The sequence below is a fragment of the Alcaligenes parafaecalis genome (genome assembly GCF_026344135.1).
In the GTDB taxonomy this organism is placed as follows: Bacteria; Pseudomonadota; Gammaproteobacteria; order Burkholderiales; family Burkholderiaceae_B; genus Alcaligenes; species Alcaligenes parafaecalis.
In genome coordinates, this window is sequence record NZ_JAPKNA010000003.1 from 451616 (window position 1) to 476842 (window position 25227).

The following is a 25227-nucleotide window of genomic DNA, read 5'->3' on the forward strand; positions in this document are numbered from 1 at the left end:
GATGGTGCAGCATATTGTGATTGTAGGTGGTGGGATTGGCGGTACGATGACCGCCAATCATCTGGTGACCAAGTTATATCCAGAGATTCGCTCTGGCAAAGTCCGCATTACCATGCTGTCCAATTCCCCCTGGCATTATTACAAGCCCGCTTTTATGTACGTGGCCTTTGATGCTTTTTTTCGAGATGAATTGCGGCGGCCTCAAATTTCTCTGCTACGCCCGGAAATCGATTTTCAGCTAGAGGAAGTCAGCGGTTTTGACTTCAAGGCCAGCCGCCTGCACTGCGCCAGTGGAAAGAAGATTGATTATGACTACCTGGTGCTGTCCACAGGCTGCGTACCTTCACCGGAAAAAATCGAGGGCCTGAAAGAGGGGGGAGACCATTTCTATCAGCACGCCCCCGCCCGACAACTGGCTGACCGCCTGAGCAAGCTGGAAAAAGGTCGTGTGCTGGTCACGGTGACGTTCCCTAAAACCCATAACGTGCCGCACCAGTGCGGGATCGCTCCGGTGGAAACGACCCTGATGCTGGACGAGTATCTGCGTCGTCGCGGGGTGCGCGACAAGGTAGAGATTGCCTATACCTATCCCACCACCTCCCAGCTTTTGCGTAATTGCCTGTTCATGCAGAACGAGGTTTGCCAGGTCTTGCCTCCCATTTTTGAAGACCGGGATATCAAACACCAACGTGGTTTTACCTTGAGCCGCGTGGATCCCGAACGCAAGATTGCCTATTCCGCCGAAGGGGCCGAGGAGCCCTACGACTTGCTGATGGCAACGCCTCCGATTACGGCTGTGGCCGCAGTCCGGGATTCCGGCATTTCGCAGGCGGCAGATAACGAAGGCTGGGTGCCTACCGATCACCAGACCCTGAAAGTGCTGGGTCTGGACAATGTGTATGTGCTGGGTGACACCGTTGATCTGCCGATCAGCAAGGCGGGTGGCTCTTGCCATAACCAGTCGCCCGTGGTGGTCAATAACCTGGCCTCAGAGCTGCGATTCGGGCGCACCAGCGACGAATACGATGGCCGTGTGGTAGCGGTAGCCCAAATGGGTCTGGAGGGCGGTATGCCGCTCTGGTACGACTACAAGGAGGATGTGCATCCCACGCCGCCCACCAAGCTGGGTGGCTTGCTGCGCAAGGGCTTTAATCGGGGTATTTACTGGGCTGTGGCCCGTGGCTTGGTCTAAGTCAGGAGAGACAGATGAATTCGGTATCGGATAAATCCTTGAACCCCGAAGACGCGGGTGCGGCTCAGAAAAAACCAACAGCTCTGGAGGCTTTGCTGGGAGAAGACCCTGGCATCAAGGGCCTGGACGAATTGATTGGCAAGATCGAGCCCTTGCTGGCCGGTGGCCGCCTGAATCGGGTGGTGGACGCGGTGTCTTTGTTGGCCGATCTGGTGGACATGACGGACGACTACATGCTGGAAAAGCTCATGAAGGGCTTTGAGGAGGGCATAGGAGCCGCCTGGTCGGTTGGAAATGCGGCACGCATGGCTTCGGATCAAGTGCGGGCCACGGAGACTACCCCGACTCTGATGGGTTTGATACGGCTGGCCAAGGAGCCGGAGGTGCGTCGCGGCCTGACCTTCTTCTTGATGATGGCCGGTGTGATGGGTCGGCAGATGCGATATCAGAACCTGGATCACACGGGGGACTGATAGGGTTGCTGTATTGCTAAAGAAAAATGGGCCGCTTTTGCAAGCGGCCCATTTTTTGTTCAGCACTTCAGCGTTCAGTGATTCAAAAATGCCATCTGGCGCTTTTCCACAATACGGAAAGCACCGACCAGAATGAAAGATACGCACAGATAAATCAGTGCAGCAATTCCGTAGGAGGTAAAGGTCTGGTAAGTGGCCGCATTGGCATCACGCGCGATCTTGAGCAGGTCAGGAACGGTGGCGGTAAAGGCCAGCGAGGTGGCATGCAGCATCAGGACCACTTCATTGCTGTACGCAGGCAGCACGCGACGCAAGGCTTGCGGCAGAATCACGCGACGGTACAGGGTCCAGCCGGACATGCCATAGGCACGGGCCGACTCGACTTCACCGGGAGGCATGGAGCGGATGGCCCCGGCAAAAATCTCGGTGGTGTAGCCCACGGTATTCAAGGTCAGTGCCAGAATCATGCAGTTAAAGCCGCTCATGAAGAAGGCTTCCAGTGCAGGCACGGATTTGATGATGGCCAGCTTGTACATGGCGGTATAGATCAGCAAGATCTGCACATACAAGGGCGTACCACGGAAAAAGTAGGTAAAGGCACCGATAGGGCGCGACAGCCAGGCTTTGCCCGAAACACGGCCTATCGCCATGAAAATGGACAGGAAAAAGCCGATCACAACCGAGATCACCAGAAGCCACAGCGTCATGGCCAGGCCCGAGAGCTGACCATTGCTTTGGTACAGATAGGCACGCCAGAATTCGTTCAGAACATCCATTAGAACTGCGCTCCTTTCACGCCGATGTTATAGCGTCGCTCCAGATAGCTCAGCCCGATATTGCTGACAGCAGTCAGGCCCAGATAGATCAGGGCGGTGATGCCGACAAACAAAAAGGAATTGAAGGTCGCGTTACCGGCGTTTTGCGCAATCTTGACCACATCGCTCAAACCGATCAGGGATACCAGTGCGGTGGATTTGAGTAGAATCTGCCAGTTATTGCCCAGACCGGGCAGGGCGTAGCGCATCATTTGTGGAATCTGAATGCGGTGCAGAACTTGCCAGGCGCTCCAGCCACAGGCTTTGCCTGCTTCCATCTGCCCTTTGGGGATGGCCATCAAGGCACCGCGGAAGGTCTCGGCAAAGTAGGCTCCGTAAATAAAGCCCAGGGTGACGACACCGGCACCAAAGGGATCGATCTCGATCATGTCCCATTCCAGCCAGTCCGTCAGTTCGTTCAGCCAGATTTGCAGGCTGAAAAAGAACAACATCAATAAGACCAGATCCGGGACGCCCCGGATCAAGGTGGTGTACAAACCGCCCACCCAACGCAGCAGCGAGGTGCGGGACAGTTTCATCAGGGCAGCGACCAGACCGAGCACCAGGGAAACCAGCAGTGAAAGCACCGCCAGTTTGATGGTTTCCCAGGTGCCCGCCAGCAACTGCGGCCCATAACCGTAAAGCAACATGGTTCAGATATCCAGGTCAGGGCGCGATGCGAATGTTTTCTTTTTGGAAGTACTTGTCGGCAAAGGTCTGCATGGTGCCATCGGCTTTCATTTCACGCAGAACTTCATCAACGGTTTTCTTGAGTTTTTTGTTGCCCTTGCGCAGGCCCATGGCAATAGGCTCGTTCAGGATGGGGCTGTCGTCTACCGTGCTGCCGGTCAATTCAAAGTCGGCACCGGCAGGTTTGCTCAGAAAGCCTTCGATGGCGTTCTGGGCTTCCTGGAAGGTCGCGTCAACACGGCCACCGGCCAGGTCGTTGAAGGCATCGGTGTAGCTGGGGTAAGCCACAATCGTGACGCCGTTATTGGCCCAGTTCTGGCGAGCATAGGTTTCCATGGTGGTGCCTTGCTGCACGCCCACACGTTTGCCTTTCAGGGACTCGACGGTGGGTTCCAGGCCACTGCCTTTGCGGGCGGCCAGACGAACCGGCACGATGTACAGGGGTTCGGTAAAGTCGATGACCTTGGCGCGCGCCTCTGTGGCGGTCATGGTGGAGTTGGCCAGATCAAATTTGCGGGCTTGCAAGCCGGGGATCAAGCTGTCAAACGATTGGTCGATCCATACGCACTTGGCTTCCAGGCGTTTACAGATCTCGTTGCCGATGTCGATGTCAAAGCCTTGTAGCTCGCCGCTAGGGTCCAGGTACTCAAATGGGGGGTAGCCCGCTTCAGTGGCAAAACGGATTTCGGACGGCCCGGCTGCATGGGCAGCGGGCACCAGGGCACTACAAAAAGCCACCATCAGGAGGCGGGCAAGCATTTTGTTCATGGGTCACTCCGGCAAATATCGACTAGCTTGTGGCATTCAATACAAATTCGGCCCTGCTGATGGAGGGCCGAAGAAAGACTGCAAATTTAACCCGTACGCCTTACTGGGGCAATGCGGGTTCCGCCCTAGGCAGTACGCAGCACTGGTTGATGTAGCTCATCACCTCGTCCAGATCGTCGGTCAGAACCAGCAAATTCAGGTCTTTGGGGCCAATCAGACCCAGCTCCATCAATTGCTCACCAATCCAGTCGATCAGGCCGGACCAAAAGGAAGTGCCGATCAGTACAATGGGTGCGGGTGGGACTTTGCCAGTTTGTACCAAAGTCATGACTTCAAACAGCTCGTCCAGGGTACCGAAGCCGCCGGGCAGGGCAATATAGGCCCAGCTATGCATGAAAAAGGTGGCCTTGCGCGAGTAGAAGTATTCAAACTGCAGACTTTGAGTCTGGTAAGGGTTGTTGGTGGTTTCATGAGGCAAGCGTATATTCAGGCCGATACTTTGCCCGCCTGCTTCATACGCGCCTTTGTTGGCGGCTTCCATCAAGCCGGGGCCACCGCCTGCAATCAGGGTGACGCCCGCTTCGGCCAGACGACGGCCCAGTTCCTGGGCGACTTCGTAGTAAGGATGACCGGGTTTGATGCGAGCGCTGCCAAAAACGCTAACGCCAGCACCCATTTCTTTTAATGTATCGACCGCAGTTTGCAGCTCCTTCATGATGGTAGGAATCTGCTCAGAGGCCGGTAAACGGACGATTTTATTGTTAGACATGAAAAAAACCTTGTTGCTCGTTGATGGTTCCAGCTATCTGTACCGAGCGTACCATGCGATGCCCGATCTGCGAAACGCGCAAGGCCAGCCTACAGGCGCCTTGTACGGGGTAATCAATATGCTGCGCCGCCTGCTACAGGATTATCAGGCGGACTATATGGTATGCGTTTTCGATGCCAAAGGCCGCACCTTCCGGGACGATCTGTACGATCAATACAAGGCTAACCGCCCCTCCATGCCCGAAGATATGGCGGTGCAAATAGAGCCTATTCATAAAGCCGTGCGCGCGATGGGCTGGCACCTGATTTGTCAGCCCGGCGTCGAGGCCGATGACATCATCGGAACGCTGGCTCGTCTGGCGGCAGAAAATGGTATCGACACCGTGGTGTCCACTGGGGACAAGGACTTGGCCCAGCTCGTCAATGAGCATGTGCAGTTGGTCAACACCATGAATAACGAGAAGCTGGATGTAGAAGGCGTCACCACCAAGTACGGTGTGCGCCCAGACCAGATTATCGATTATTTGATGCTGATTGGCGACACCTCGGACAATATTCCCGGCGTGCCCAAGGTCGGTCCCAAGACGGCGGCCAAGTGGCTGGGCGAGTACGACAGCCTGGATGGACTGTTGCAGCATGCCGACAGTATCAAGGGTGTGGCTGGCCAGAACCTGCGAGACTTCAGCTCCAATTTCGAGATGACGCGCAAGCTGGTCACGGTGAAGCTGGATTGCGAAGTGCCCGGGTTTACGGGTGATTTTGCCGCCCTGACGCCCGAGCCACGCGATAAGGCTGTCTTGCAGGACATTTACGAGACCTATGGGTTCCGTACCTGGTTGCGGGAACTGACAGACGATCCCGATCGTGTACCGGCCCAGGATGCCCGTGTGCAGCCTGAAACACCTGCCGCCCCCGCGGAGCTGGATTACCAGACAGTCACTACGCAGGAGCAGCTCAAGGCCTTGCTCGCCGAGCTGGAAAAAGCGGAGCTGGTGGCGCTGGACACTGAAACTACATCCCTGGACCCCCTGACGGCACGTCTGGTGGGTTTGTCCGTTTCAGTCAAGCCTGGTCAAGCCTTTTACGTACCCGTTGCACACCGTGGTTCGCTGGATGTGGAGCAACTGGATAAAGGCTATGTGCTGGATACCTTGCGCCCCTGGCTGGAAAGCGCGGATGCGGCCAAGGTCTTGCACAACGCCAAATACGATACCCACGTTTTGCTGAATGAGAAGATCCATTTGCGCGGCATACGCGAGGACACCATGTTGCAAGCCTATGTCCTGCAGTCGCACAAGCGCGTCAGCATGGAAGAGCTGGCCTTGCAATGGCTGGGTCTGAAAGGGGCGTCTTACGAAGATATTTGCGGCAAGGGTGCCAAACAGATTTGTTTTGACGAGGTGGATATTCCGGTCGCGTCCCAGTATGCCTGCGAAGATGCAGACTACACCTTGCGTCTGCATCAGTGCCTGCGCCCCCAGGTGGCTCAGGAAGAGGGGCTGGAACGTATTTATCTGCTGGAAATCCAGGCATCTGATGTGCTGACCATTGTGGAGCGTAATGGCGTCAAGATTGATGTGCCCACGCTGGCACGCCAAAGCCATGAGCTGGGCCAGAAGATGCTGGAGCTGGAAAACAAGGCTTACGAGTTGGCCGACCAGCCCTTCAATATGAATTCCCCCAAACAAGTGGGCGAGATTCTGTTCGGCAAGCTGGGTATCCCCGTGGTGCGCAAGACCGCCAGTGGCGCACCGTCTACTGACGAAGATGTGTTGACCCGTCTGGCACAGGATTACCCCTTGCCGCAGGTCTTGCTGGAATACCGTGGTTTGGCCAAGCTCAAGTCCACCTATACCGACAAGCTGCCCAAGATGGTGAACCCGGACAGTGGCCGCGTGCATACCCGCTATGCGCAGGCGGCGGTTATCACGGGTCGTTTGGCTTCGTCCGATCCCAACTTGCAGAATATTCCAGTGCGTACCGCAGAAGGCCGCCGTGTCCGCGCTGCTTTTGTGTCGGAACTGGGCAAGATCGTGTCGGCTGACTATTCGCAGATCGAATTGCGCGTGATGGCCCATGTTTCGGGCGATACCAATTTGCAGCAAGTTTTTGAACAGGGCGGTGACGTGCACACGGCCACGGCCGCCGAGATCTTTGGTGTTGAGGATGCCAAAGACGTCAGCTCTGATCAGCGTCGCGCTGCCAAGGCGATTAACTTTGGTCTGATCTACGGCATGGGCGAGTTTGGCCTGGCCAGCAATCTGGGCATTACTCGCGATGCGGCTCGTGCCTATATTGATCGTTATTTTGCTCGCTACCCCGGCGTGGCCAGCTACATGACGCGCATCAAGGCCCAGGCGCACGAGCAGGGCTATGTGGAAACCGTGTTTGGTCGTCGCCTATGGCTGCCTGAACTGAAGGGCGCGAAGGGGCCTCGCATGGCTGGTGCTGAACGTGCTGCGATTAATGCACCCATGCAGGGCACCTCGGCAGACTTGATCAAGATGGCGATGGTTGCGGTGCAGCGATGGCTGGAAGAAAAAGGTTTGCGCACGCAAATGGTCATGCAGGTACATGACGAATTGGTATTCGATGTGCCTGAAGATGAACTGGAGATTCTGCGTGAGAACCTGCCGGGCCTGATGTGCAATGTGGCCAAGCTGGATGTGCCGCTGGTGGCTGAAGTCGGCGTGGGCGATAACTGGGAACAGGCTCACTAAGGCTTCCTGGCAAGCTCAAGGAAAAGGCGACCTGATGGTCGCCTTTTTTTTAAGTAGCAGAGCGTTTTGTTTTCTCGGCCTGGCTGCAGTCTGCTTACTCCTCGTTAGTACGTACCCGATTTGGCAGCAGTTCGTCGTGCTTGGCCAGAATCGGATAAGCCGCCGCGCTGACCAGATACGAGTTGATTGTGCGTACATCGCGCAAAATCTCCAGGTACAAGGAGCCTTGCTCGGCCGAATCCAATTGACCCGCCTTGATCTTGCGAATATGGCGGTCTGCCGCAGCCACTTCCAGCTCGCGGAAGAAGTCTTTTTCAAAGGCCAGGAAGCGGGCGGTTTTAACGTCCTCGGCTACAAACAGAGCGGCAGCCTGACGTTGGTTGCGAATCAGTCTGTCCATGACTTTGCCGATTTCTGCCTGCTCTTCCGATTGCAGCGTCCAACCCTGTTTACGCAGCTTGGCCGTGTGACTAAGCAAGCCATTCACGCTGATCGTTGCCGCGTGCGAGATATTGGTGGAGAAAGTCAGAATATCGTTCAGGCGACGGGTGTCTTTCTTGCTCAGATTTTCCTGATCCATGCTGGCCAGATAGGTGGTGATCAGTGGCTCCAGCCGGTTGACCGCATTGCTGATATAGCGAGCATGGTTAATGCTTTGGGCGCTATTGTTCAGCATGTTTTGGCGGGCCGTATCCAGAATCTCCTGCAACATATCGGACAGACGCAGAGCTTCCCGTGCGGCATTACCCAAGGCCACGGCAGGAACCTCCTGAGCGGACTGGTCCAGATACAAAGGCAGGCCAGGATCGTCCGGGTCGGTGCGACGGGGCAGATAACGGCTGAGCAAACGCGAATAGGGTTTGAGCAAAGGCAGGAACAGCGCTGCGACCGCCAGATTGAAGAAGGTGTGGAAGTTGGCGACGGCACGGGCCGGGTCATCGGTAAACCAGCTCATCAAATCGGGAATCCAGGGCAGCACGATCATGCCGATCAGGCAGCCAAACACACGTGTGCCCAGGTTACCTATGGGCAGACGTTTGTTGGCTGGGTCCTTGGTGCCACCGGCACCCTCCAGAATCGGGTTGATGGCCGTACCCACGTTCGCGCCCAGCACCAGCGCATAGGTCAGTTGTGGGTCCATATGCTGGTGGCTGGCCAGGGAAATGATCAGCACTACAATGGCCACGCTGGAGTGCGCCGCCCAGGTCAGCAAGGCGGCCAGCAACATGCCGGTCATGGGGCTGCCTGCCAAGGCTTCCAGAATGGTTTGCAGCAAGGGGGCGTCCTGAATGGGCGAGAACAAGCCCACCAGTTCATGCAAGGACAGCAGCAAGAGGCCCAGACCAATAAAGACACGGCCCAGGTCACGGCGGCGTCCCGGTTCCTGCGAGCGGAACAGCCAGACACCCAACAGAATCAGGGCAGGGGCCAATGCCGTCATTTTGAAGGACAGCAATTGCACGATCAGGGTCGTGCCCACATTGGCGCCCAGCATGGCGGCCAGAGCCGGAACCAGCGCCACCATGCCGGTGGCGGCAAAGCTGGTAATCATCAGTCCGGTGGCGGTACTGCTTTGGATGGCGGCGGTAATGGCGGCGCCAGCAAAAAAGGCGCGCCGGGGTCGGCCCAGAGCATGGCCCATCCAGACGCCTAGCTCGGCACCAAAGGCGCGTTGCACACCGCTTTGCACCATGTGGATACCCCACAGGAGCAAAGCGATATAACCCCCGAAATCGAGAAGTGCGAAGATTTCTTTCATTACTAAATAATAGCCCAGCGCATCTTACAAGCGTGAGTCTCAGGTATCAGTTAGACACATCTAGGTGTTGGAAGATTGCCGCGTTTGTCGGGCAGCCTGATCCAGCCCTTTTGCAAACTGCGTTTGTTCCTGATCGGAAAAGGCCGACAGGAACAGTTCCTGCACCGTGCTCTGGTAGATCTGCCACATCTGTTTGCGCAAGGCCCGGCCTTCATCCGTGATGCTGGCAAAGGCAGCCCGGCCATCTTCAGAAGAGCGACTGCGCTGAACCAGGCCTTGGGCCTCCAGCCGGTCGACCAGCCGTGTCAGGTTATAGCGCTCTATGACCAGCCGGTCGGCCAATTCATGCATGCGGCGTGTGCCTTCCGGTCCGCTTTCCAGCCCCCATCAAACGTCGTACCAGGCATAGGGCGGCAATTTTTCTGTGGCCAGTCGGCGTTCCATTTCTTTAAGAATGATGCGGTGCGCTCATAGAGTAGTTGCAATTGCAATCGTTTGGGTGAGGTGTTTGTCCTGCCCTGCGTCTTGTGCAGGCCGTGAGGACACAGCGTGGTAGTTCCGGGCTATCCACCTGGAGATTATTATGAATCACGCTTTGCCTGCGGCGGACCTGGGTCCGCAAGAGACGGAGTCCCTGTCTGCCATTGCCGTCGGTGGCGGGTAAAAGCTGGATAACTTGATCTTTGTGGTCAATTGCAACTTGCAGCGTCTGGATGGCACGGTATGTGGGAATAGCAAAGTTATTCAGGAGCTGGAATCCAACGTCCGTGCCGCGGGCTGGAATGTCATCAAAGTGATTTGGGGGCAGGCTGGGATGATTTGCTGGCCAAAGATAAAACTGGGCTGTTTCGTCAACGCATGATGGCCTGAGTGTTTCCCCCTGTCAGGTCAGCCCTTTGCTGACTGGTCCCTTTTTTAGCGGCAGGTCCGCTATTCTCTCCATCAAATCTTCATCATTCTGTGCCACAGTGGGGGCATGGATTTTTTACATTCACTGGCCCGCTTGGCGGGCTTTGGTATTTTTTTAGGCGTGGGTTCTTTGGCCCAGGCCCAGCCTCAGGCCCATGATTTGGCCCGCGCCAATGGCACGGCCATTCGCTATTACATCCAGCCCGCTGCGCAGCCCCAAGCCGGGGAGCGTGAGCTGCTGCTGATTGTGCAGGGCTCGGACTGCAATAGCGTGGCGCACAAATCCTTGCTGTGGGACACACTGGCCCAAGCCCGCCCTCAGGCTGATGTGCTGGCGGTGGAAAAGTACGCCCTGAATGCCGACTTGCCTGTCAGTGACAAGGCCGAACGCGAAGATTGCCCCGCCGACTATATCCGCCATGATCAGCCCAGGCAGCGTGTGGCTGATCTGGATGCCGTGTTGACGCAGATTCAGGCTCGACAGGCTTATGGCAAAGTGTTTGCCCTGGGCGGCAGCGAGGGGGCGGTGATTGTTCATTTGCTGGCGGCGCAGACCTCCCATCTGGATGTGGTTGTCAGCTTTAACGGGGGCGGACGCTGGTTCGAGGACGATGTGCTTTACAGCGCCGCCAGCGAAGAGATGCCTGCTGCAGACAAGGAGGTCATGCTGGATGGATTGCGCAGCTTTCTGAAGCAGGCGCGTGCAGGTATGGAGATCACGATGAGTGATCATGGCGGCGATTGGTGGCAGCAAATGCTGAGCCTGGATCAGGCGGCGGTGTTGCGGGGTATCCGTATTCCTGCCTTGCTGATTCAGTCCGGGCGCGATACCTCGGTTTCCCCGCAAGCGGCGGCGGAGATGTTCGCGCAAGTGAATAACCCTCATCTTGTATGGAACAGCTACCCGGAGTTGGACCATGCCATGAATCAGCCCGATGGCCACTCGGCGATGCCGCAGGTGGTGGCTGATATTGCGCGGTGGTTGAGTCAGGCCGAAAAGACCAAACCTTAAGAATTTTGTTGGGTGACAGGGCTGGCATGCCTGGCCATCACTAAAGAATGTGTGTTTTGGAGTAATGAATGAGCAAGACAGTTTTGCGTGCGGCTGTGCCAGATGATGCTCGCGAATGCCTGCGTATCCGTGGCCTGACCCGTGAGAATGCCTTTTCGGAGCAGGATTTGGAGGCATTGGGTATTACGGCAGAAAGCTGGGGGGCGGGCATTGAAGACGGCAGTTGCCCCGGTTATGTCGCTTTGGTGGACGGGCAGATGGCGGGTTACTGCTTTGCGGATATTGAAAGTGGCGAAATCATGGTGCTGGCGTTGTTGCCAGGCTATGAAAGCCTGGGTTTGGGGCGTCGTTTGCTGGAGCGGGTGGTGCAGGATATGCGCGAACGTGGTTTTGCGCGCTTGTTTCTGGCCTGCAATAGCGATCCCCAGGTGCGTTCCTATGGTTTTTATCGTCACCTGGGTTGGACCGAAAGTGGCCGGCGTGATGAATTTGGTGACGATATTCTGGAATATCACTTTACGACCTGAGTGTGGAGTCAGTTAGAGCCTCTTTATGCCTTATCAGAACATGATTGATTTAAGCCAGGACATGGCGACGTTAAAGACGCTATATGCCCCTTTGCAGCATCATTTTCGGGTGGTGGATGTGCCGACCTTGCCCTTTGCCATTCTGGATGGCAAAGGGGCTCCTGACCCTGCGAGCGTAGGAGCGGCGATTCAGGCCCTGTCGACCGCGATTGAGCCTATACGCCGTGAAGCACGGCAGCGTATGGGCCGCGCCTTTATGGAAGCCCCGGTCGAGATTCTGTATTGGTCCGATAATCCGCACGATCTGGCGATGGGAACCCGGGATCGTTGGCAATGGCGTGTGCAAATCACCTTGCCCGTCTGGGCAGATGCGGCCTGTTTTGAGCAGGCAGTTGCACAAATGCGTGCTGCCTTGGGCGATGGGCCCGCTCCCCGTTGGGAGGCGGTGACGGAAGGCAAGTGCGTGCAGGTCATGCATGTTGGCTCTCAGGCTGAGCTGTCTGCTTTATTGCATCAGTTCTATACCGAGTACCTGCCTAAAGAAGGCTTGGAGCCTTTGGGCGTATATCACGAGATCTATCTGGATGACTGGAGCAAGATGGCTTCGAGTCGACGCAAGATGATCGTGCGCCAGCCCGTGCGCTAACTCTGCCTGTGTCAGCCCTTGGTCGTCGTGATGAAGGGCAGGCAGTAATAAAAAAACACCCCAAGAGCGCAATGGCTGTTGGGGTGTTTTGTTTAAGCGGCGCTGCCTTGGGCAGCGACTCCGGTCTTAAACCGACTGAGCGCTTTGCAGGGCCTGGATACGGGCTGCAATCGGTGGGTGAGAAGCAAAGATGGCACTGATCGAACGGCCACCCGAAATGCCGGAGGCTTCAAAGTTTTTGGGCAATTCGCCGGGAGCCATGCCACCCAGGCGGGCCAGGGCGTGGATCATGGGCTGGCGTGAACCCAGCAACTGGGCGGAACCGGCATCGGCACGGTATTCACGCTGACGCGAGAACCAGGCCACGATGATGGACGCCAGTACACCAAAGATCAGCTCAAACACAAAGACCGAGGCGTAGTAACCCATGCCCACGTCGCGCTCGTTACGCAGCAGCACACGGTCTACAAAGTAACCGGCCAGACGGGCCAGGAAGATCACAAAGGTGTTCACCACACCCTGGATCAAGGTCAGGGTGACCATGTCGCCGTTAGCAATGTGAGCGACCTCGTGGCCCAGAACGGCCATGACTTCTTCTTCGGTCATGCCACGCAGCAAGCCTGTGGATACGGCAACCAGGGCGTCGTTCTTGAAGGCGCCGGTAGCAAAGGCATTGGGCTCGCCATCGTAAATGGCCACTTCAGGACGGCCAATACCGGCGCGGTCAGCCAATTGGTGAACGGTGTCCACCAGCCAGGCTTCTTCTGCATTGGCGGGGGCGTTCGGGTCAATGACGCGAGCGTTCACGCTTTGCTTGGCCATCCACTTGCTCATCAGCAAGGAGATGATGGCACCGGTAAAGCCGACCAGTGCCGAGAAAATCAGCAATTGGGTCAGATCCAGACCTTGTGCGTTCAGGTAACGTCCTACACCCAAAATATTCATGGAGGCGCTCAGCACCAGCATGACGGCCAAGTTGGTTATTAAGAAAAGGACAATTCGTTTCATGAATGCGGATTCCGGTATGACAGAAAAAATCGTGATCGTGTGAGCATGATCTGCGCGGATTTTAGCCTTGATTCCAGGCGTGAAAACAAAAGATTCAGCTTTTAGTCAGCTTTTGAGCCGGATAGTTTCTGGCTCTCTGTTTCAAGCTGTTGTGTAAGTGGTCTGGATATGGGGTTACAAGGCCACTTTTACAAGGCGGGGAGTATAGTAATGGCTTTCCCTTATTACTGATTTGGTCTGATCACATGCAGTCATTATGGATGCTGGTAGCCTGCGCCATGTTTGCCATTATGGGGGCCTGTGTCAAAGTGTCCGCCGATGCTGGGGCATCAATGGCGCAAATCGTTCTGTTCCGGGGTGTGCCCTCGGTACTGCTCTTGGCGTTCTGGGCGAAAAGCCGTGGCCTGCGGCTGGCTCCCCAAAGCTGGAAGCTGCATATTCGACGTAATGTCTCCGGTGTCAGCTCCATGTGGCTGGGCTTTGTGGCTCTGGCAAATCTGCCCTTATCAACGGCTGTCAGCCTCAATTACACCGCTCCCTTATTTATTGCTTTCTGGATGCTTGCCTGGGGCGGCACCCAGCGTGACCCTGTGCGCCTGATCGCGGTCCTCCTGGGGTTCCTGGGGGTCGTCGGCGTGTTGCGGCCCAGTATTACGCCTGACCAGTGGTGGGCAGCCATGTTGGGCCTGTGTGCGGGAGCCCTCAGTGCCGTTGCCATGATGCAAGTGCGCGCTCTGGGACGTTCAGGTGAACCTGAATGGCGCACCGTGTTACTGTTTTCCTGTTTTGTCGTGTGCTCCAGCCTGGTCGGCTTGCTGTGGGAAGGTTGGCGAGAGCTGAGCTGGCGCGCCTGGCTGGCTCTGTTGGGCGTGGGTCTGTCCGGTTTGTTCGGGCAATTGACCATGACGCGCGCCTTTGGATTGGGCTCGGCCCTGTTGACCGCCGCGCTGCAGTACACCACGATTATTTTCGCCGCCCTGATTGGGATTGCTTTCTGGGGCGATGTACCTGATTGGCTAGCCTGGGCTGGCATGGCATTGATTATTGGGTCCGGTTTGTTGTCGGCCTGGCGCACCTACAGCGAGGATCGTATCTTGCGAGGTCAGGCCACGGCGGCAGAGCAGGCGCCCGTCAAGGAGGCAGAACGTGTTTGAATTGTTGATTAGCGCAGAACAAGTCCAGGCCAATCTGGGTAATGAAGATTGGCTTATTCTGGATGTGCGCCATGATTTGGCTAACCATCAGGCAGGCCGCCAGGCTTACGAGCAAGGCCATATTCCGGGTGCCGTTTTTCTGGATCATGAAGTGGATCTGGCTGCGCCCAAGACGGGCCTGAATGGTCGTCATCCCTTGCCTGGCCGCCACGAATTGGCACAGCTTTTGCAGCAAAAAGGCCTGCGTGATGGCATGCAGGTGGTGGTTTATGACGCCCAAAGCTCTCTGTTTGCCAGCCATATGTGGTGGATGTTGCGTTGGTTGGGTCACCCCCAGGTCGCCATTCTGGATGGTGGCTGGCAAGCCTGGCAGCAACTGGGCGGAGCCGAAGAAAGCGGACCGGCCAAACCCGTCCCCGCGTCTGCCCAGTTGAGTGTGCCTGAACAGGCCGCCATGCCTACCGTGCAAACCGAACAGGTCCTGAAGAACCTGTCTAAACCTATCTTTACTGTGCTGGATGCCCGCGCCGCTGAACGCTATCGCGGTGATGTGGAACCGATGGACCCGGTCGCCGGTCATATTCCCGATGCACTGAACCGTTCGCACCTGAATAATCTGGGCGAGCAAGGGCGCTTCAAACCCGCCGATCAGTTACGTCAGGAGTTTCAGGACGTGCTCGGTACGATTTCGGCAGAGATGGTGGTGCATCAGTGCGGCTCGGGTATTACAGCCTGTCACAATCTTTTTGCGATGGAACTGGCGGGTTTGTCGGGCTCCAGTATTTATCCCGGCTCCTGGAGCGAATGGGTTAGCGACGCCAGCCGACCTGTTGCGCGCAGCTAGTCGCACAGTATGAGTTTCTGGTGCTGAGAAAGCCGCTCCAGAGCGGCTTTTTTACTGTTGGGCTGTCCCAAGGCTCGGGGCCCCCGATAAAAGCTCCCATTGGGGAGGGCAGCAAGCCGCAGGCTCCCGTACAATGCCACTTCCAATTGGGCCGCAGCGCGTTCTGACTGCCCTCATTGATCAGGAATAGTTATGGTTAAATCTCGCGAAGATAATCCAAGCGCCCAGGCGCCAGCCCAGCAGGATTTCGAGTCCGCTCTGGCACAACTGGAAGCGCTGGTCGCTCGCATGGAAAGCGGAGCATTGCCGCTGGAGCAGGCTTTGCAGGCGTATGAGCAGGGCGTGGAATTAGCCCAATTGTGTCAGCGCAAACTGGACCTTGCGCAAGAGCAGGTCAGTGTGTTGCAAGGCAATTTGCTGCGTCCCTTGTCCGGGGATGAAGCCGTTGGAGATAGTTAAGATGAGTTCTACCAGTTTTTCTGATTGGCTTCAGGCGCGGGTTGAGCAGACTGAGTCCGTACTGGATCAGTTATTGCCCCCCGTCAGCCAGGAACCCGGTCGTTTGCACGAAGCCATGCGCTATTCCGTGTTGGGCGGTGGCAAGCGCGTTCGTGCCGCTTTGGTGTATGCCGCGGGCGAGGCCGCGCTGCAAGGCAAGCCTATGGCCGCTGCGCAATTGAAAGCGCTGGAGCTGGCTGCGGCGGCTGTGGAGCTGATTCACGCCTACTCGCTGGTGCATGACGATTTGCCCTGCATGGATGATGACAAGCTGCGTCGCGGCCGTCCCACCACCCATGTTCAGTTTGATGAAGCCTGCGCCATGTTGGCAGGTGACGCCTTGCAGCCCCTGGCTTTCGAGCTGCTGGCACAAATGCCGATTGCACCTGCCCTGGTTGTGCAGGCGATTACTCAGTTGGCTCAGGCTGCGGGTAGTGCCGGTATGGCTGGTGGTCAGGCAATTGATTGCGAAAGCGTGGGCATTGCCCTGGATCGTGATCAATTGCAGGAAATGCACAGCATGAAAACCGGTGCCATGTTGCAGGCCAGTGTCTTGCTGGGCGGTATCGTGGCAGGGGCCTCCTCAACCGTGCGCAATGGTTTGGAAGAGTACGCACAGGCTGTGGGCCTGGCTTTCCAGGTTGTGGACGATATTCTGGATGTCACTGCGGATACGGCCACCTTGGGCAAGACGGCGGGTAAAGATGCTGCCGACAACAAGCCCACCTATGTGTCTATCCTGGGAATGGACGGTTCGCGCGAGTTGCTGGGTGCGCTGAACGAGCAGGCGCAGTTGGCCTTGCGTCCCCTGGGGCCTGCCGCCGCGCGTTTGACGCAGTTGGCTGACTATATTGTGGGTCGAAATCATTAAGGTGTGCAGGACGGGCTTGCCAGGCGCTGCTTGTCTGCAGACGTCTTGATGGCTAGGGAGGCTGCCATATTGATTGGCGGCCTGTCCCTTGCTCTATAGCTTCAAGCCTTATAGGCCTTATTATTTTCCAGGCTGGTCCTGGTCGTTTTGTAGCAATGCTGGTGCTGGCTGCTCGTGTCACTTTGGCACAGGCCGCGAAGCGTTTTACAATAGCCGATTGGCGATTGTCTTTGAGACGGTCGTTTCACTTATTTGCCCGGATAGACGTCTTTTAGTATGACAACTGTTTCCCTAGAGCAGATCCAGTCTCCCGCCGACTTGCGCCAGCTTGATCAACGTGATCTTCCCGAGCTGGCACGACAATTGCGCGAGTTTGTTCTGCAATCCGTATCCAAAACCGGCGGGCATTTGTCGTCCAATCTGGGCACGGTTGAATTGACCACCGCACTGCACTATGTGTTTGAGACTCCCCACGACCGTATCGTGTGGGATGTAGGTCATCAATCCTATCCGCACAAAATCCTGACCGGACGCCGCGACCAGATGGGTGGTTTGCGTCAGCAAGACGGTATCTCCGGTTTCCCCAAGCGCTCCGAGTCCGAATACGACGATTTCGGCACCGCGCATTCCTCGACTTCCATTTCCGCCGTATTGGGCATGGCTGTGGCCTCGCGCAATGCGGGTATCGAGCGTCAGCACATTGCCGTCATCGGTGATGGCGCCATGACAGCCGGTATGGCCTTTGAAGCGTTGAACAATGCAGGTGTCACACCTGATGTGAATGTGCTGGTGGTGCTGAACGACAACGATATGTCGATCTCCCCACCCGTGGGCGCCTTGAATCATTATCTGGCCCGTCTGATGTCGGGTCGCTTCTACGCCGCTGCCAAGAATGTGGGCCGCGCTGTGTTGCAGCATGTTCCTCCCGTTCTGGATCTGGCACGTAAATTTGAAGGGCACGCCAAGGGGATTCTGTCTCCCGCGACCTTGTTTGAAGAGCTGGGCTTTAACTACGTCGGCCCTATCGACGGCCACGACCTGGACGCGCTGGTCTCTACCTTGAGCAATCTGCGCGAACTGGGTGGTTTGCAGTTCCTGCATGTGGTGACTCGCAAAGGGCAGGGCTACAAGCTGGCTGAGGCAGACCCTGTGCTGTATCACGGCCCCGGCAAGTTCGATCCCTCCGTGGGCCTGGTGACGCCGACGACCAAACCCCGTCCTAGCTTTACGCAGATTTTTGGTCAGTGGTTATGCGATATGGCCAAGCAGGACTCGCGTCTGTACGGTATTACGCCTGCCATGCGTGAAGGTAGTGGCATGGTGGAGTTCGAGCAGCAGTTTCCCCGTCGTTATTTCGATGTGGGTATTGCCGAACAGCACGCTGTCACCTTTGCTGGTGGCCTGGCCTGTGAGGGACAAAAGCCGGTCGTGGCGATTTACTCCACCTTTCTGCAGCGTGGCTACGATCAGCTCATTCACGATGTGGCCCTACAAAACCTGGATGTCACCTTTGCGCTGGACCGCGCCGGTATCGTGGGTGCAGATGGGGCAACCCATGCAGGCAATTACGATATTGCCTTCCTGCGCTGCATTCCCAATATGGTGGTGGCGACGCCTTCGGACGAAAACGAAACCCGCTTGTTGCTGACCTGTTGTTATCAGCATCCCGGGCCCAGCTCGGTACGTTATCCGCGTGGTGCTGGCATTGGCGCCCCAGTCGATCAGGAATTGAATACTGTTCCGCTGGGCAAAGCCAATCTGCGTCGACAAGGCAAGAACTTGGCCATTCTGGCATTCGGCCCTGTCCTGCATGAAGCCTTGAAGGCTGCTGAAGTGCTGGACGCAACGGTGGTGGACATGCGCTTTGTCAAACCCATGGACGAAGCCCTGTTGCAGGAGCTGGCCCAAAGTCATCAGGCGTTTGTGACGGTGGAAGAGGGCTGTGTGATGGGCGGAGCAGGCAGTGCGGTGCTGGAGTTCGTCAGCCGCGACGCCTTGGTCATGCCCGTTTTGCAATTGGGCTACCCTGACGAGTTCATCGATCACGGCGATCAGAAGAAAATTGCCCAGGATCTGGGGCTGGATGCCGCCGGTATTGAGCGCTCCATTCGTGAGCGTTTCTCAAGTTTGCTTGAGGCATGATGCAATTGCGGCGTATTTGAGGCATTAAATACCCCAATATGCGTGTTGTTGTTAAGGTTATCGAACCTCGCTTGCGATAAGCGTAAGATAATAATTCATTATTGTTTTTATTTACGGTTGCGGCTCTGTCGTGGCTGAACCTGATGGATATGAATACAGTGTCGGAATCGCCTTTGGCCATGCCAGATGTGCAAAGCAGCATGGACACACGTCATGTTGCGATTCAGCGCGTGGGTGTGCGCGGGGTGCGGCATCCGATGATGCTGGACCTGCAAGGGCAGGCCGTGCCTACCGTGGCGCAATGGGAGTTGACGGTGGCTTTGCCACCTGAAGAAAAAGGCACCCATATGTCGCGCTTTGTGGCCTTGCTTGAGGAATACCGCCGTCAGCCCATGACGCCTGCCGGTTTCGTTCAGATGGCCCAGGCCATGTTGCCTTTGCTCAATGCCGGACGGGGCGATATGACCGCGTCCTTCCCCATTTTTCTGGAAAAAGTGGCTCCCGTGTCGGGTGTGGCCAGCCTGATGGATTACACCGTCAGTTGGACCGCGCGCGTGGCGGTGGACGCCCAGCCGGAGTTTGAGCTGTCTGTGCTGGTCCCGGTGACCAGTCTGTGCCCTTGCTCCAAAGCCATTTCGGAATACGGTGCGCATAATCAGCGCTCGCATGTCACGGTTCAGGCCGTGTTTGCCGATCCGGCTGCGCTGGACCTGCCTACGCTGATCAAATCGGTCGAAGAGCAGGCGTCCTGCCAGCTATGGGGTTTGCTCAAGCGCACGGACGAAAAATACGTCACCGAATACGCTTACGACAATCCCAAATTTGTTGAAGATCTGGTGCGGGACGTGGCCGTCAGCGTTCGCAGCTTGCCCGGAGTGTTGCGTTATAGCATCGAAGCCGAGAATTTTGAGTCGATTCATAATCACTCTGCCTACGCAAGCGTGCAGGGCTAAGGCTTTTGGCTTGTCAGCCAGCCTTTCTTGGTGCTAGTATCTATGGTTTCTTGCTCGACCCGGATTGAATGGGCGGGCTGTCGCGCTTGGTGCCTGGCTGTTTTTACGGCGGGTAGTAGGCGATATCCACAAGGAGTTGTTCCATGCGTCACTACGAAGTAGTGTTCATTGTGCATCCCGATCAAAGCGAGCAAGTGCCCGCCATGATCGAGCGCTATTCGGCGATTGTCACTTCCGAGGGCGGTACTATTCACCGTCTGGAAGACTGGGGCCGCCGTCAACTGGCTTACCCAATCCAGAAACTGGTCAAGGCTCACTACGTGTGCCTGAACATCGAATGCGGTCAGTCCATCCTGGACGAGCTGGAGCATTCCTTCCGCTACAACGACGCTATCTTGCGTTACCTCGTCGCTGGCACGAAGAAAGCCCCTGAAGGCGCTTCGGTCATGATGAAGTCCGTCGAACGCGAAGAAGCACGTAAAGCAAGCACCGAAGCCAGCGCCCCTGCGGCCGCTGAAGCCGAGGCTGAAGCTCAAGCTGAAGAGTAATAGTTCCGACTGCGTGAACCAGTTCACCCTTGACGGGCAACTTATCGACATCAAGCCCTTGCGTTATACGCCGGCGGGTGTCCCTGCTCTGGAATTGGTACTGGAACACGAATCTTCCGTCATGGAAGCCGGTCACTCCCGGCAAATCGCTCTGGCGATGCAGGTAGTGGCTCTGGGCAATAATGCTCTGGGTCTGGCAGACACTCCTTTGGGAGCCCGTTTGCAGCTACAAGGTTTTATTGCTCCAGCCCGTAAAGGCTCGACGCGTCTGGTGTTGCATGTACAGCAGTATCAGCGTCACTTTCCGGGACAAGGCTCTGTTACGGTCTGACTGGTCTGGATCGATCGTCGCGAAGTGTTCAACACCTCGCTTCACACTGAATTCTTCCGGGTATAGCCCGGTTACTAACGAGGCACAAAATGGCTTTCCGTAGAGGCAAAGACAAAAAACGCAAATTTGCACAACAGAACCCACTGTTCAAGCGCCGCAAATTCTGCCGCTTCACCGTCGCTGGCGTTGAAGAAATTGATTACAAAGATCTGGACACCCTGCGTGATTTCATCCAGGAAAATGGCAAGATCATCCCTGCACGTTTGACGGGCACTAAAGCTCACTACCAGCGTCAGCTGGATACCGCTGTCAAGCGCGCTCGTTTCCTGGCTCTGTTGCCGTACACCGACAACCACAAATAATCCAGAGGAACCTTAGTCATGCAAGTTATTTTGCTCGAAAAAGTCGCCAACCTGGGTAATCTGGGTGATGTGGTGCGCGTACGTGATGGTTACGCTCGTAATTTCCTGCTGCCACGCAAAGTTGCTCGCCGTGCTACGGCTGCTGCTCTGCAAGAGTTCGAAGCACGTCGTGCCGAACTGGAAAAGCTGCAAGCTGAAAAGCTGGCCGCTGCTCAGGCTCAGAACGAAAAACTGAACGGTCAAACTTTCACTCTGGTTCAAAAAGCCGGTGTGGACGGCCGTTTGTTCGGTTCCGTGACCACCATGGACATCGCCAATGCATTGCAAAATGCTGGTTTTGCCGACCTGGTCAAGACTCAGGTTCGTCTGCCAGACGGTCACCTGAAAGCTATCGGCGAGTACCCCGTTCAGGTTGTTCTGCACCCTGACGTGATCGCTGAAATCAGCGTTGTGGTTCAAGGCGACGTCGCCTAAGACTAGTGCGTTGACGCATGGTACATTCTTTCTTGGGATGTATCTGCCAAGCTCAAAAAAGCCGGTGCAAGCCGGCTTTTTTGTTTTCTCTTCATTTGTACGAAGAGGGCCAGCACACTGCCCGTGTGCTTGTGCTGCCGCTTCAGGTCCCGTCAGCTTAATTTCCTGTTGAGCCTGACTGTTCTGACCCCAGATACACAGACAGACTGTTTAAGACCGCACAACGTATTCTGTTGGCTGCGGCATCGATTTTTTTCCTTGATTTGAAGGTATATGCATGGAAAGCAAGTCAGCCAAATCCGATTCAACGCTGGACTATCTTCGGATACCTCCTCATTCCATTGAGGCGGAGCAGTCGGTGCTCGGTGGCTTGTTGCTCGATAATGCCGCGTTTGACCGGGTGGCCGATATTGTCACCGACGAGGATTTTTATCGTTTTGATCACAAGCTGATCTGGCAACACATTACCCGCTTGATTGGTCTGGCCCGTCCCGCTGACGTGGTTACCGTCTTTGAGTCCTTGTCGGTAGCAGGTAAGCAGGAAGAGGTCGGTGGTCTGGCGTATCTGAACGCCTTGGCCCATAACACGCCTTCGGCTGCCAATATCCGTCGCTACGCCGAGATCGTGCGCGAGCGCTCCACGCTGCGCAAGCTGGTTACCGTGGCGGATGATATTTCCTCGGCGGCGTTCAACCCGCAGGGCAAGGAAGCCCGCCAGATTCTGGACGAAGCAGAAACCCGTGTGTTTCAGATTGCCCAGGAAGGGGCGCGTGGTTCACAGGGTTTTCTGGAAATTCAGCCTCTGCTCAGTCAGGTGGTCGAACGTATTGACGAGCTTTACCACCGTGAAGGTGACTCTGAAGTTACCGGTGTGCCTACCGGCTTTGCCGATCTGGACAAGATGACCTCGGGCCTGCAAGCCGGTGACCTGGTGATTGTGGCGGGGCGTCCTTCCATGGGTAAAACCTCGTTCTCCATGAACATTGGCGAACACGTGGCGATTGCCCAGGGCTTGCCCGTTGCCGTGTTCTCCATGGAAATGGGCGCGGTGCAGTTGGCCATGCGTATGGTGGGCTCGGTCGGTTTGCTGGACCAGCATCGCATGCGTACCGGTAAGCTGACTGCTGACGATTGGCCGCGTCTGACGCACGCCGTGCAGCAGGTGCAGGAAGCCCAGATTTATATTGATGAAACTCCAGGCCTGTCTTCCATGGAAGTACGGGCACGGGCTCGACGACTGGCCCGGCAGTGTGGCCAGCTAGGCCTGATCATCATCGACTATTTGCAGTTGATGTCCTCAAGCGGTGGCGAGAACCGGGCAACGGAAATTTCTGAAATCAGTCGTTCCTTGAAGGGTTTGGCCAAAGAGCTGAATTGCCCCTTGATTGCCTTGTCGCAGTTGAACCGAAGCCTGGAGCAGCGGCCCAACAAACGTCCTGTGATGAGTGACTTGCGGGAATCGGGCGCTATTGAGCAGGATGCTGACTTGATCTTGTTTATTTACCGTGATGAGGTCTATAACCCCGACTCACCGGATAAAGGCACGGCAGAAATCATTATCGGTAAGCAGCGTAACGGTCCTATTGGCTCGGTACGTCTGACCTTTGCTGGCGCCAGTACGCGCTTTCTGGATTACATGCCCACGTAATAGGCTAAAGGTCTGTGTTCATGTGTGTTCATACGCGCATGACGGGCAGCAGGGTGAAGAACAAAAGGGGAGGCATACATGGGTATGCCTCCCCTTTCAGTCCCCGCTGCGGGCAGCCAGTCGTTTAGCCAGCCACGCGCACACTAATAGCTGCCATTGGTGAAACAGCATGATCGGCAAGATGATGGGCCCCACCATGGCGCTGGGAAAAATCACGTTGGCAATCGGGATGCCGCTGCTCAGACTTTTATTGGAGCCGCACATCAGCAGGCTGACACGGTCTTCAAAGGAAAAGCCCAGCCAGCGTCCCAGATTCCAGGCCAGCAATTGGGCCAAGGTCAGCAGAACGGCGTTGGACAGCACAATCAGCCCCAAGGCACTTAGTGGGGTGGAGGACCACAGACCGCCCACCACGGCGCCTGAAAAGGCCGTATAGACCACCAGCAGAATCGACCCCTGATCCACAACTTTAAGCAACTGCTGACGTTTCATGACCCAGGCCCCGATCAGGGGACGCAGTAAATGCCCGAAGACAAAGGGGAAAAACAATTGCAGCATGATTTTCCCGACGGCTTCTAGTGACACCGTGGCCTGGGCGCTGGTCGCTCCTGCCAGCATGATGCCGACCAGCAGAGGGGTGATGAACACCCCTAGCAGGGTGGAGGCCGAGGCGCTGCAAATCGAAACCGGCACATTACCCCGTGCCATAGCCGTCAGAGCCACAGCGGACTGCACCGTACTAGGTAGGCAAGCCAGAAACAGGATGCCCAGATACAGATTGTCAGTCAGCCAGGGGCGCAACACAGCCGCGACTCCGCTGCCCAGAATCGGGAAAAGCAGGAAGGTGACCGACAGAATCAACAGGTGCAAGCGCCAGTGGGACAAGCCGCCCCAAATCGCTTCGCGGGACAGGCGAGCGCCATGCAGGAAAAATAGCAAGGCAATGGCAATCTGCGTGGTGTGTTGAAACACGGCCACGCCCCAACCCTGGGCGGGCAACAGACTGGCCAGAGCAACGGTGGCAAACAGCTTCAGTAAAAACGGGTCAATCGGCAAACGCTTGATCATGCTTGATGAGCGCTCATGGAAAGAGCCATCCGGTAGGCATAGCCCAGGGAAGACGCATCTGCCTTGCCTTGTCCGGCAATGTCGTAGGCCGTGCCGTGATCCACACTGGTGCGGATAAAGGGCAGGCCGACCGTCACATTCACGCCTTCGTCCAGGCCCAACAGTTTGATGGGGATGAGCCCTTGATCGTGATATTGGGCCACCACAATATCGAACTCGCCCTGGCGGGCACGCATGAAAATCGTGTCGCCGGGCCAGGGGCCGCTGGCTTGTATGCCCTCAGCGCAGGCTTGTTCAATAGCTGGGGTGATCTGTTCTATGTCTTCCAAGCCGAACTTTCCGCCTTCACCCGCATGGGGGTTCAGACCGGCCACTGCCACACGGGGTTTGGCAATACCGGCTTGTGTGCAGGCCAGTTGGGCCAGCCGAATGGTTTGCAAGACGCGCTCTTTGGTAATCAGGGAGGGGACACGGGCCAGCGGCTCGTGAATGGTGACCAGAATGGAGCGTAAATGCTCGTTGGCCAGCATCATGGCGTAGTGCTCGGTGTGGCTGCGCTCGGCCAGAATCTCGGTGTGGCCGGGAGCATCGATACCGCCTTTTTGCATAGCCAGCTTGTTCAGCGGGGCGGTGACAATGGCACGGATTGAACCGGCCTGGGCATCATCGATAGCGTGGCACAGGTATTCGTAGGCACCACGTCCGGCCAGGGCGTGAACTTCACCATAGGGCAGGTCTTCGGGCAGGGCTTGCCAGCGATTCAGTACGGCAATCACACCCTTGGGCGTGCAAACGGCCTGCTCGACTTCCTCGACGTGCCAGTCTTGATCGGCGCCAATCAGCGTCAGAGCACGGCGCATTGCGCCTGCATCGCCATAGACGACGGCCGGGTGTGGCAAACCTTCAACAATCAGGCGGGCAATAATTTCCGGGCCTATGCCCGCGGCATCGCCCATAGTGAGCCCGATGGGCTGTGCGGTACGTTTCATAGTGGTCAATAAAAAGCCCCCACGCTGCGCTTTCGGCTTGCTGCCCCTCAAGGGGGCA

25 protein-coding genes and 2 pseudogenes are annotated in these 25227 nt (G+C 56.5%); 18 read left to right on the forward strand and 9 right to left on the reverse strand.

Annotation, left to right across the window (positions count from 1 at the left end; all coding sequences use genetic code 11):
- Window position 1: 1 nt before the first annotated feature.
- Both OSH09_RS12560 and OSH09_RS12565 read left to right on the forward strand, forming a co-directional pair.
- Window positions 2-1192: an NAD(P)/FAD-dependent oxidoreductase gene (locus OSH09_RS12560; protein WP_207873652.1), complete on the forward strand. Its 1191-nt coding sequence runs from the start codon at window positions 2-4 to the stop codon at window positions 1190-1192.
- Between the two features lie 14 nt (window positions 1193-1206).
- Complete coding sequence (locus OSH09_RS12565; RefSeq protein ID WP_207873653.1) at window positions 1207-1665, forward strand: DUF1641 domain-containing protein; 459 nt, start codon at window positions 1207-1209, stop codon at window positions 1663-1665.
- 74 nt (window positions 1666-1739) lie between these two features.
- On the opposite strand, the gene hisM is transcribed toward OSH09_RS12565, so the two are convergent.
- The 4 genes from hisM to OSH09_RS12585 form a co-directional block, all read right to left on the reverse strand.
- A complete protein-coding gene (hisM, locus tag OSH09_RS12570) occupies window positions 1740-2441 on the reverse strand; it encodes a histidine ABC transporter permease HisM (RefSeq protein ID WP_207873654.1) in 702 nt (233 codons plus the stop codon).
- Complete coding sequence (locus tag OSH09_RS12575) at window positions 2441-3130, reverse strand: ABC transporter permease (protein WP_207873655.1); 690 nt, start codon at window positions 3128-3130, stop codon at window positions 2441-2443. The genes hisM and OSH09_RS12575 overlap by 1 nt, the downstream gene beginning before the upstream one ends.
- Window positions 3131-3146: 16 nt before the next feature.
- Window positions 3147-3938 (reverse strand): ABC transporter substrate-binding protein, encoded by a 792-nt coding sequence (locus OSH09_RS12580; protein WP_207873656.1) that lies wholly within the window; start codon window positions 3936-3938, stop codon window positions 3147-3149.
- 100 nt (window positions 3939-4038) lie between these two features.
- Window positions 4039-4707 carry an LOG family protein gene (locus OSH09_RS12585; protein ID WP_207873657.1) on the reverse strand — a complete coding sequence of 223 codons (669 nt, stop codon included), beginning with the start codon at window positions 4705-4707 and terminating at the stop codon, window positions 4039-4041.
- Between OSH09_RS12585 and polA the strand changes: the two genes are divergently transcribed.
- Window positions 4706-7426: a DNA polymerase I gene (gene polA / locus OSH09_RS12590; RefSeq protein ID WP_266121158.1), complete on the forward strand. Its 2721-nt coding sequence runs from the start codon at window positions 4706-4708 to the stop codon at window positions 7424-7426. The genes OSH09_RS12585 and polA overlap by 2 nt on opposite strands.
- 94 nt (window positions 7427-7520) lie before the next feature.
- Here polA and OSH09_RS12595 read toward each other — a convergent pair whose 3' ends face one another.
- A complete protein-coding gene (locus OSH09_RS12595) occupies window positions 7521-9185 on the reverse strand; it encodes a Na/Pi cotransporter family protein (RefSeq protein WP_207873659.1) in 1665 nt (554 codons plus the stop codon).
- Between the two features lie 60 nt (window positions 9186-9245).
- A pseudogene (locus OSH09_RS12600) lies at window positions 9246-9644 on the reverse strand (MarR family winged helix-turn-helix transcriptional regulator).
- A 163-nt stretch (window positions 9645-9807) separates the two neighbouring features.
- Here OSH09_RS12600 and OSH09_RS12605 point away from each other — a divergent pair.
- From OSH09_RS12605 to OSH09_RS12620, 4 genes and pseudogenes are all read left to right on the forward strand, one after another.
- A pseudogene (locus OSH09_RS12605) lies at window positions 9808-10049 on the forward strand (hypothetical protein); the annotation flags it as partial.
- 112 nt (window positions 10050-10161) lie between these two features.
- Entirely contained in the window at window positions 10162-11106 is a 945-nt protein-coding gene (locus OSH09_RS12610; protein WP_266121159.1) for an alpha/beta fold hydrolase domain-containing protein, read from the forward strand.
- A gap of 68 nt (window positions 11107-11174) precedes the next feature.
- A complete protein-coding gene (locus OSH09_RS12615) occupies window positions 11175-11633 on the forward strand; it encodes a GNAT family N-acetyltransferase (protein WP_266121160.1) in 459 nt (152 codons plus the stop codon).
- A 25-nt stretch (window positions 11634-11658) separates the two neighbouring features.
- Window positions 11659-12279 carry a GyrI-like domain-containing protein gene (locus tag OSH09_RS12620; protein WP_266121161.1) on the forward strand — a complete coding sequence of 207 codons (621 nt, stop codon included), beginning with the start codon at window positions 11659-11661 and terminating at the stop codon, window positions 12277-12279.
- Window positions 12280-12405: 126 nt separating this feature from the next.
- Here OSH09_RS12620 and htpX read toward each other — a convergent pair whose 3' ends face one another.
- Window positions 12406-13287 carry a protease HtpX gene (gene htpX / locus OSH09_RS12625; protein ID WP_207873662.1) on the reverse strand — a complete coding sequence of 294 codons (882 nt, stop codon included), beginning with the start codon at window positions 13285-13287 and terminating at the stop codon, window positions 12406-12408.
- A gap of 245 nt (window positions 13288-13532) precedes the next feature.
- On the opposite strand from htpX, the gene OSH09_RS12630 reads away from it, so the two are divergent.
- From OSH09_RS12630 to OSH09_RS12680, 11 genes are all read left to right on the forward strand, one after another.
- The gene (locus OSH09_RS12630) at window positions 13533-14441 is read left to right on the forward strand and encodes a DMT family transporter (protein WP_266121162.1); all 909 of its coding nucleotides are present in this window, start codon (window positions 13533-13535) and stop codon (window positions 14439-14441) included.
- Window positions 14434-15285, forward strand: coding sequence for a sulfurtransferase (locus OSH09_RS12635; protein ID WP_207873663.1), 852 nt, complete (start codon window positions 14434-14436; stop codon window positions 15283-15285). The genes OSH09_RS12630 and OSH09_RS12635 overlap by 8 nt, the downstream gene beginning before the upstream one ends.
- A gap of 192 nt (window positions 15286-15477) precedes the next feature.
- Window positions 15478-15744 carry an exodeoxyribonuclease VII small subunit gene (locus tag OSH09_RS12640; RefSeq protein WP_207873664.1) on the forward strand — a complete coding sequence of 89 codons (267 nt, stop codon included), beginning with the start codon at window positions 15478-15480 and terminating at the stop codon, window positions 15742-15744.
- Window position 15745: 1 nt separating this feature from the next.
- Window positions 15746-16654, forward strand: coding sequence for a polyprenyl synthetase family protein (locus tag OSH09_RS12645; RefSeq protein WP_207873665.1), 909 nt, complete (start codon window positions 15746-15748; stop codon window positions 16652-16654).
- 276 nt (window positions 16655-16930) lie between these two features.
- Entirely contained in the window at window positions 16931-18796 is a 1866-nt protein-coding gene (dxs, locus tag OSH09_RS12650) for a 1-deoxy-D-xylulose-5-phosphate synthase (RefSeq protein WP_266121163.1), read from the forward strand.
- A 149-nt stretch (window positions 18797-18945) separates the two neighbouring features.
- Window positions 18946-19749 carry a GTP cyclohydrolase FolE2 gene (folE2, locus tag OSH09_RS12655; protein ID WP_207875680.1) on the forward strand — a complete coding sequence of 268 codons (804 nt, stop codon included), beginning with the start codon at window positions 18946-18948 and terminating at the stop codon, window positions 19747-19749.
- Between the two features lie 143 nt (window positions 19750-19892).
- Window positions 19893-20297, forward strand: a complete 405-nt coding sequence (gene rpsF / locus OSH09_RS12660) for a 30S ribosomal protein S6 (protein ID WP_207873667.1) — start codon at window positions 19893-19895, stop codon at window positions 20295-20297.
- A gap of 13 nt (window positions 20298-20310) precedes the next feature.
- The gene (gene priB, locus OSH09_RS12665) at window positions 20311-20628 is read left to right on the forward strand and encodes a primosomal replication protein N (RefSeq protein ID WP_207873668.1); all 318 of its coding nucleotides are present in this window, start codon (window positions 20311-20313) and stop codon (window positions 20626-20628) included.
- An 89-nt stretch (window positions 20629-20717) separates the two neighbouring features.
- A complete protein-coding gene (gene rpsR / locus OSH09_RS12670; RefSeq protein WP_003802444.1) occupies window positions 20718-20990 on the forward strand; it encodes a 30S ribosomal protein S18 in 273 nt (90 codons plus the stop codon).
- An 18-nt stretch (window positions 20991-21008) separates the two neighbouring features.
- Window positions 21009-21464, forward strand: a complete 456-nt coding sequence (gene rplI / locus OSH09_RS12675) for a 50S ribosomal protein L9 (RefSeq protein ID WP_207873669.1) — start codon at window positions 21009-21011, stop codon at window positions 21462-21464.
- A gap of 277 nt (window positions 21465-21741) precedes the next feature.
- Window positions 21742-23112, forward strand: a complete 1371-nt coding sequence (locus tag OSH09_RS12680) for a replicative DNA helicase (protein ID WP_207873670.1) — start codon at window positions 21742-21744, stop codon at window positions 23110-23112.
- A 96-nt stretch (window positions 23113-23208) separates the two neighbouring features.
- On the opposite strand, the gene OSH09_RS12685 is transcribed toward OSH09_RS12680, so the two are convergent.
- Window positions 23209-24180, reverse strand: a complete 972-nt coding sequence (locus OSH09_RS12685; RefSeq protein WP_207873671.1) for a bile acid:sodium symporter family protein — start codon at window positions 24178-24180, stop codon at window positions 23209-23211.
- The gene (gene pdxA / locus OSH09_RS12690) at window positions 24177-25169 is read right to left on the reverse strand and encodes a 4-hydroxythreonine-4-phosphate dehydrogenase PdxA (RefSeq protein WP_207873672.1); all 993 of its coding nucleotides are present in this window, start codon (window positions 25167-25169) and stop codon (window positions 24177-24179) included. The genes OSH09_RS12685 and pdxA overlap by 4 nt, the downstream gene beginning before the upstream one ends.
- Window positions 25170-25227 lie beyond the last annotated feature (58 nt).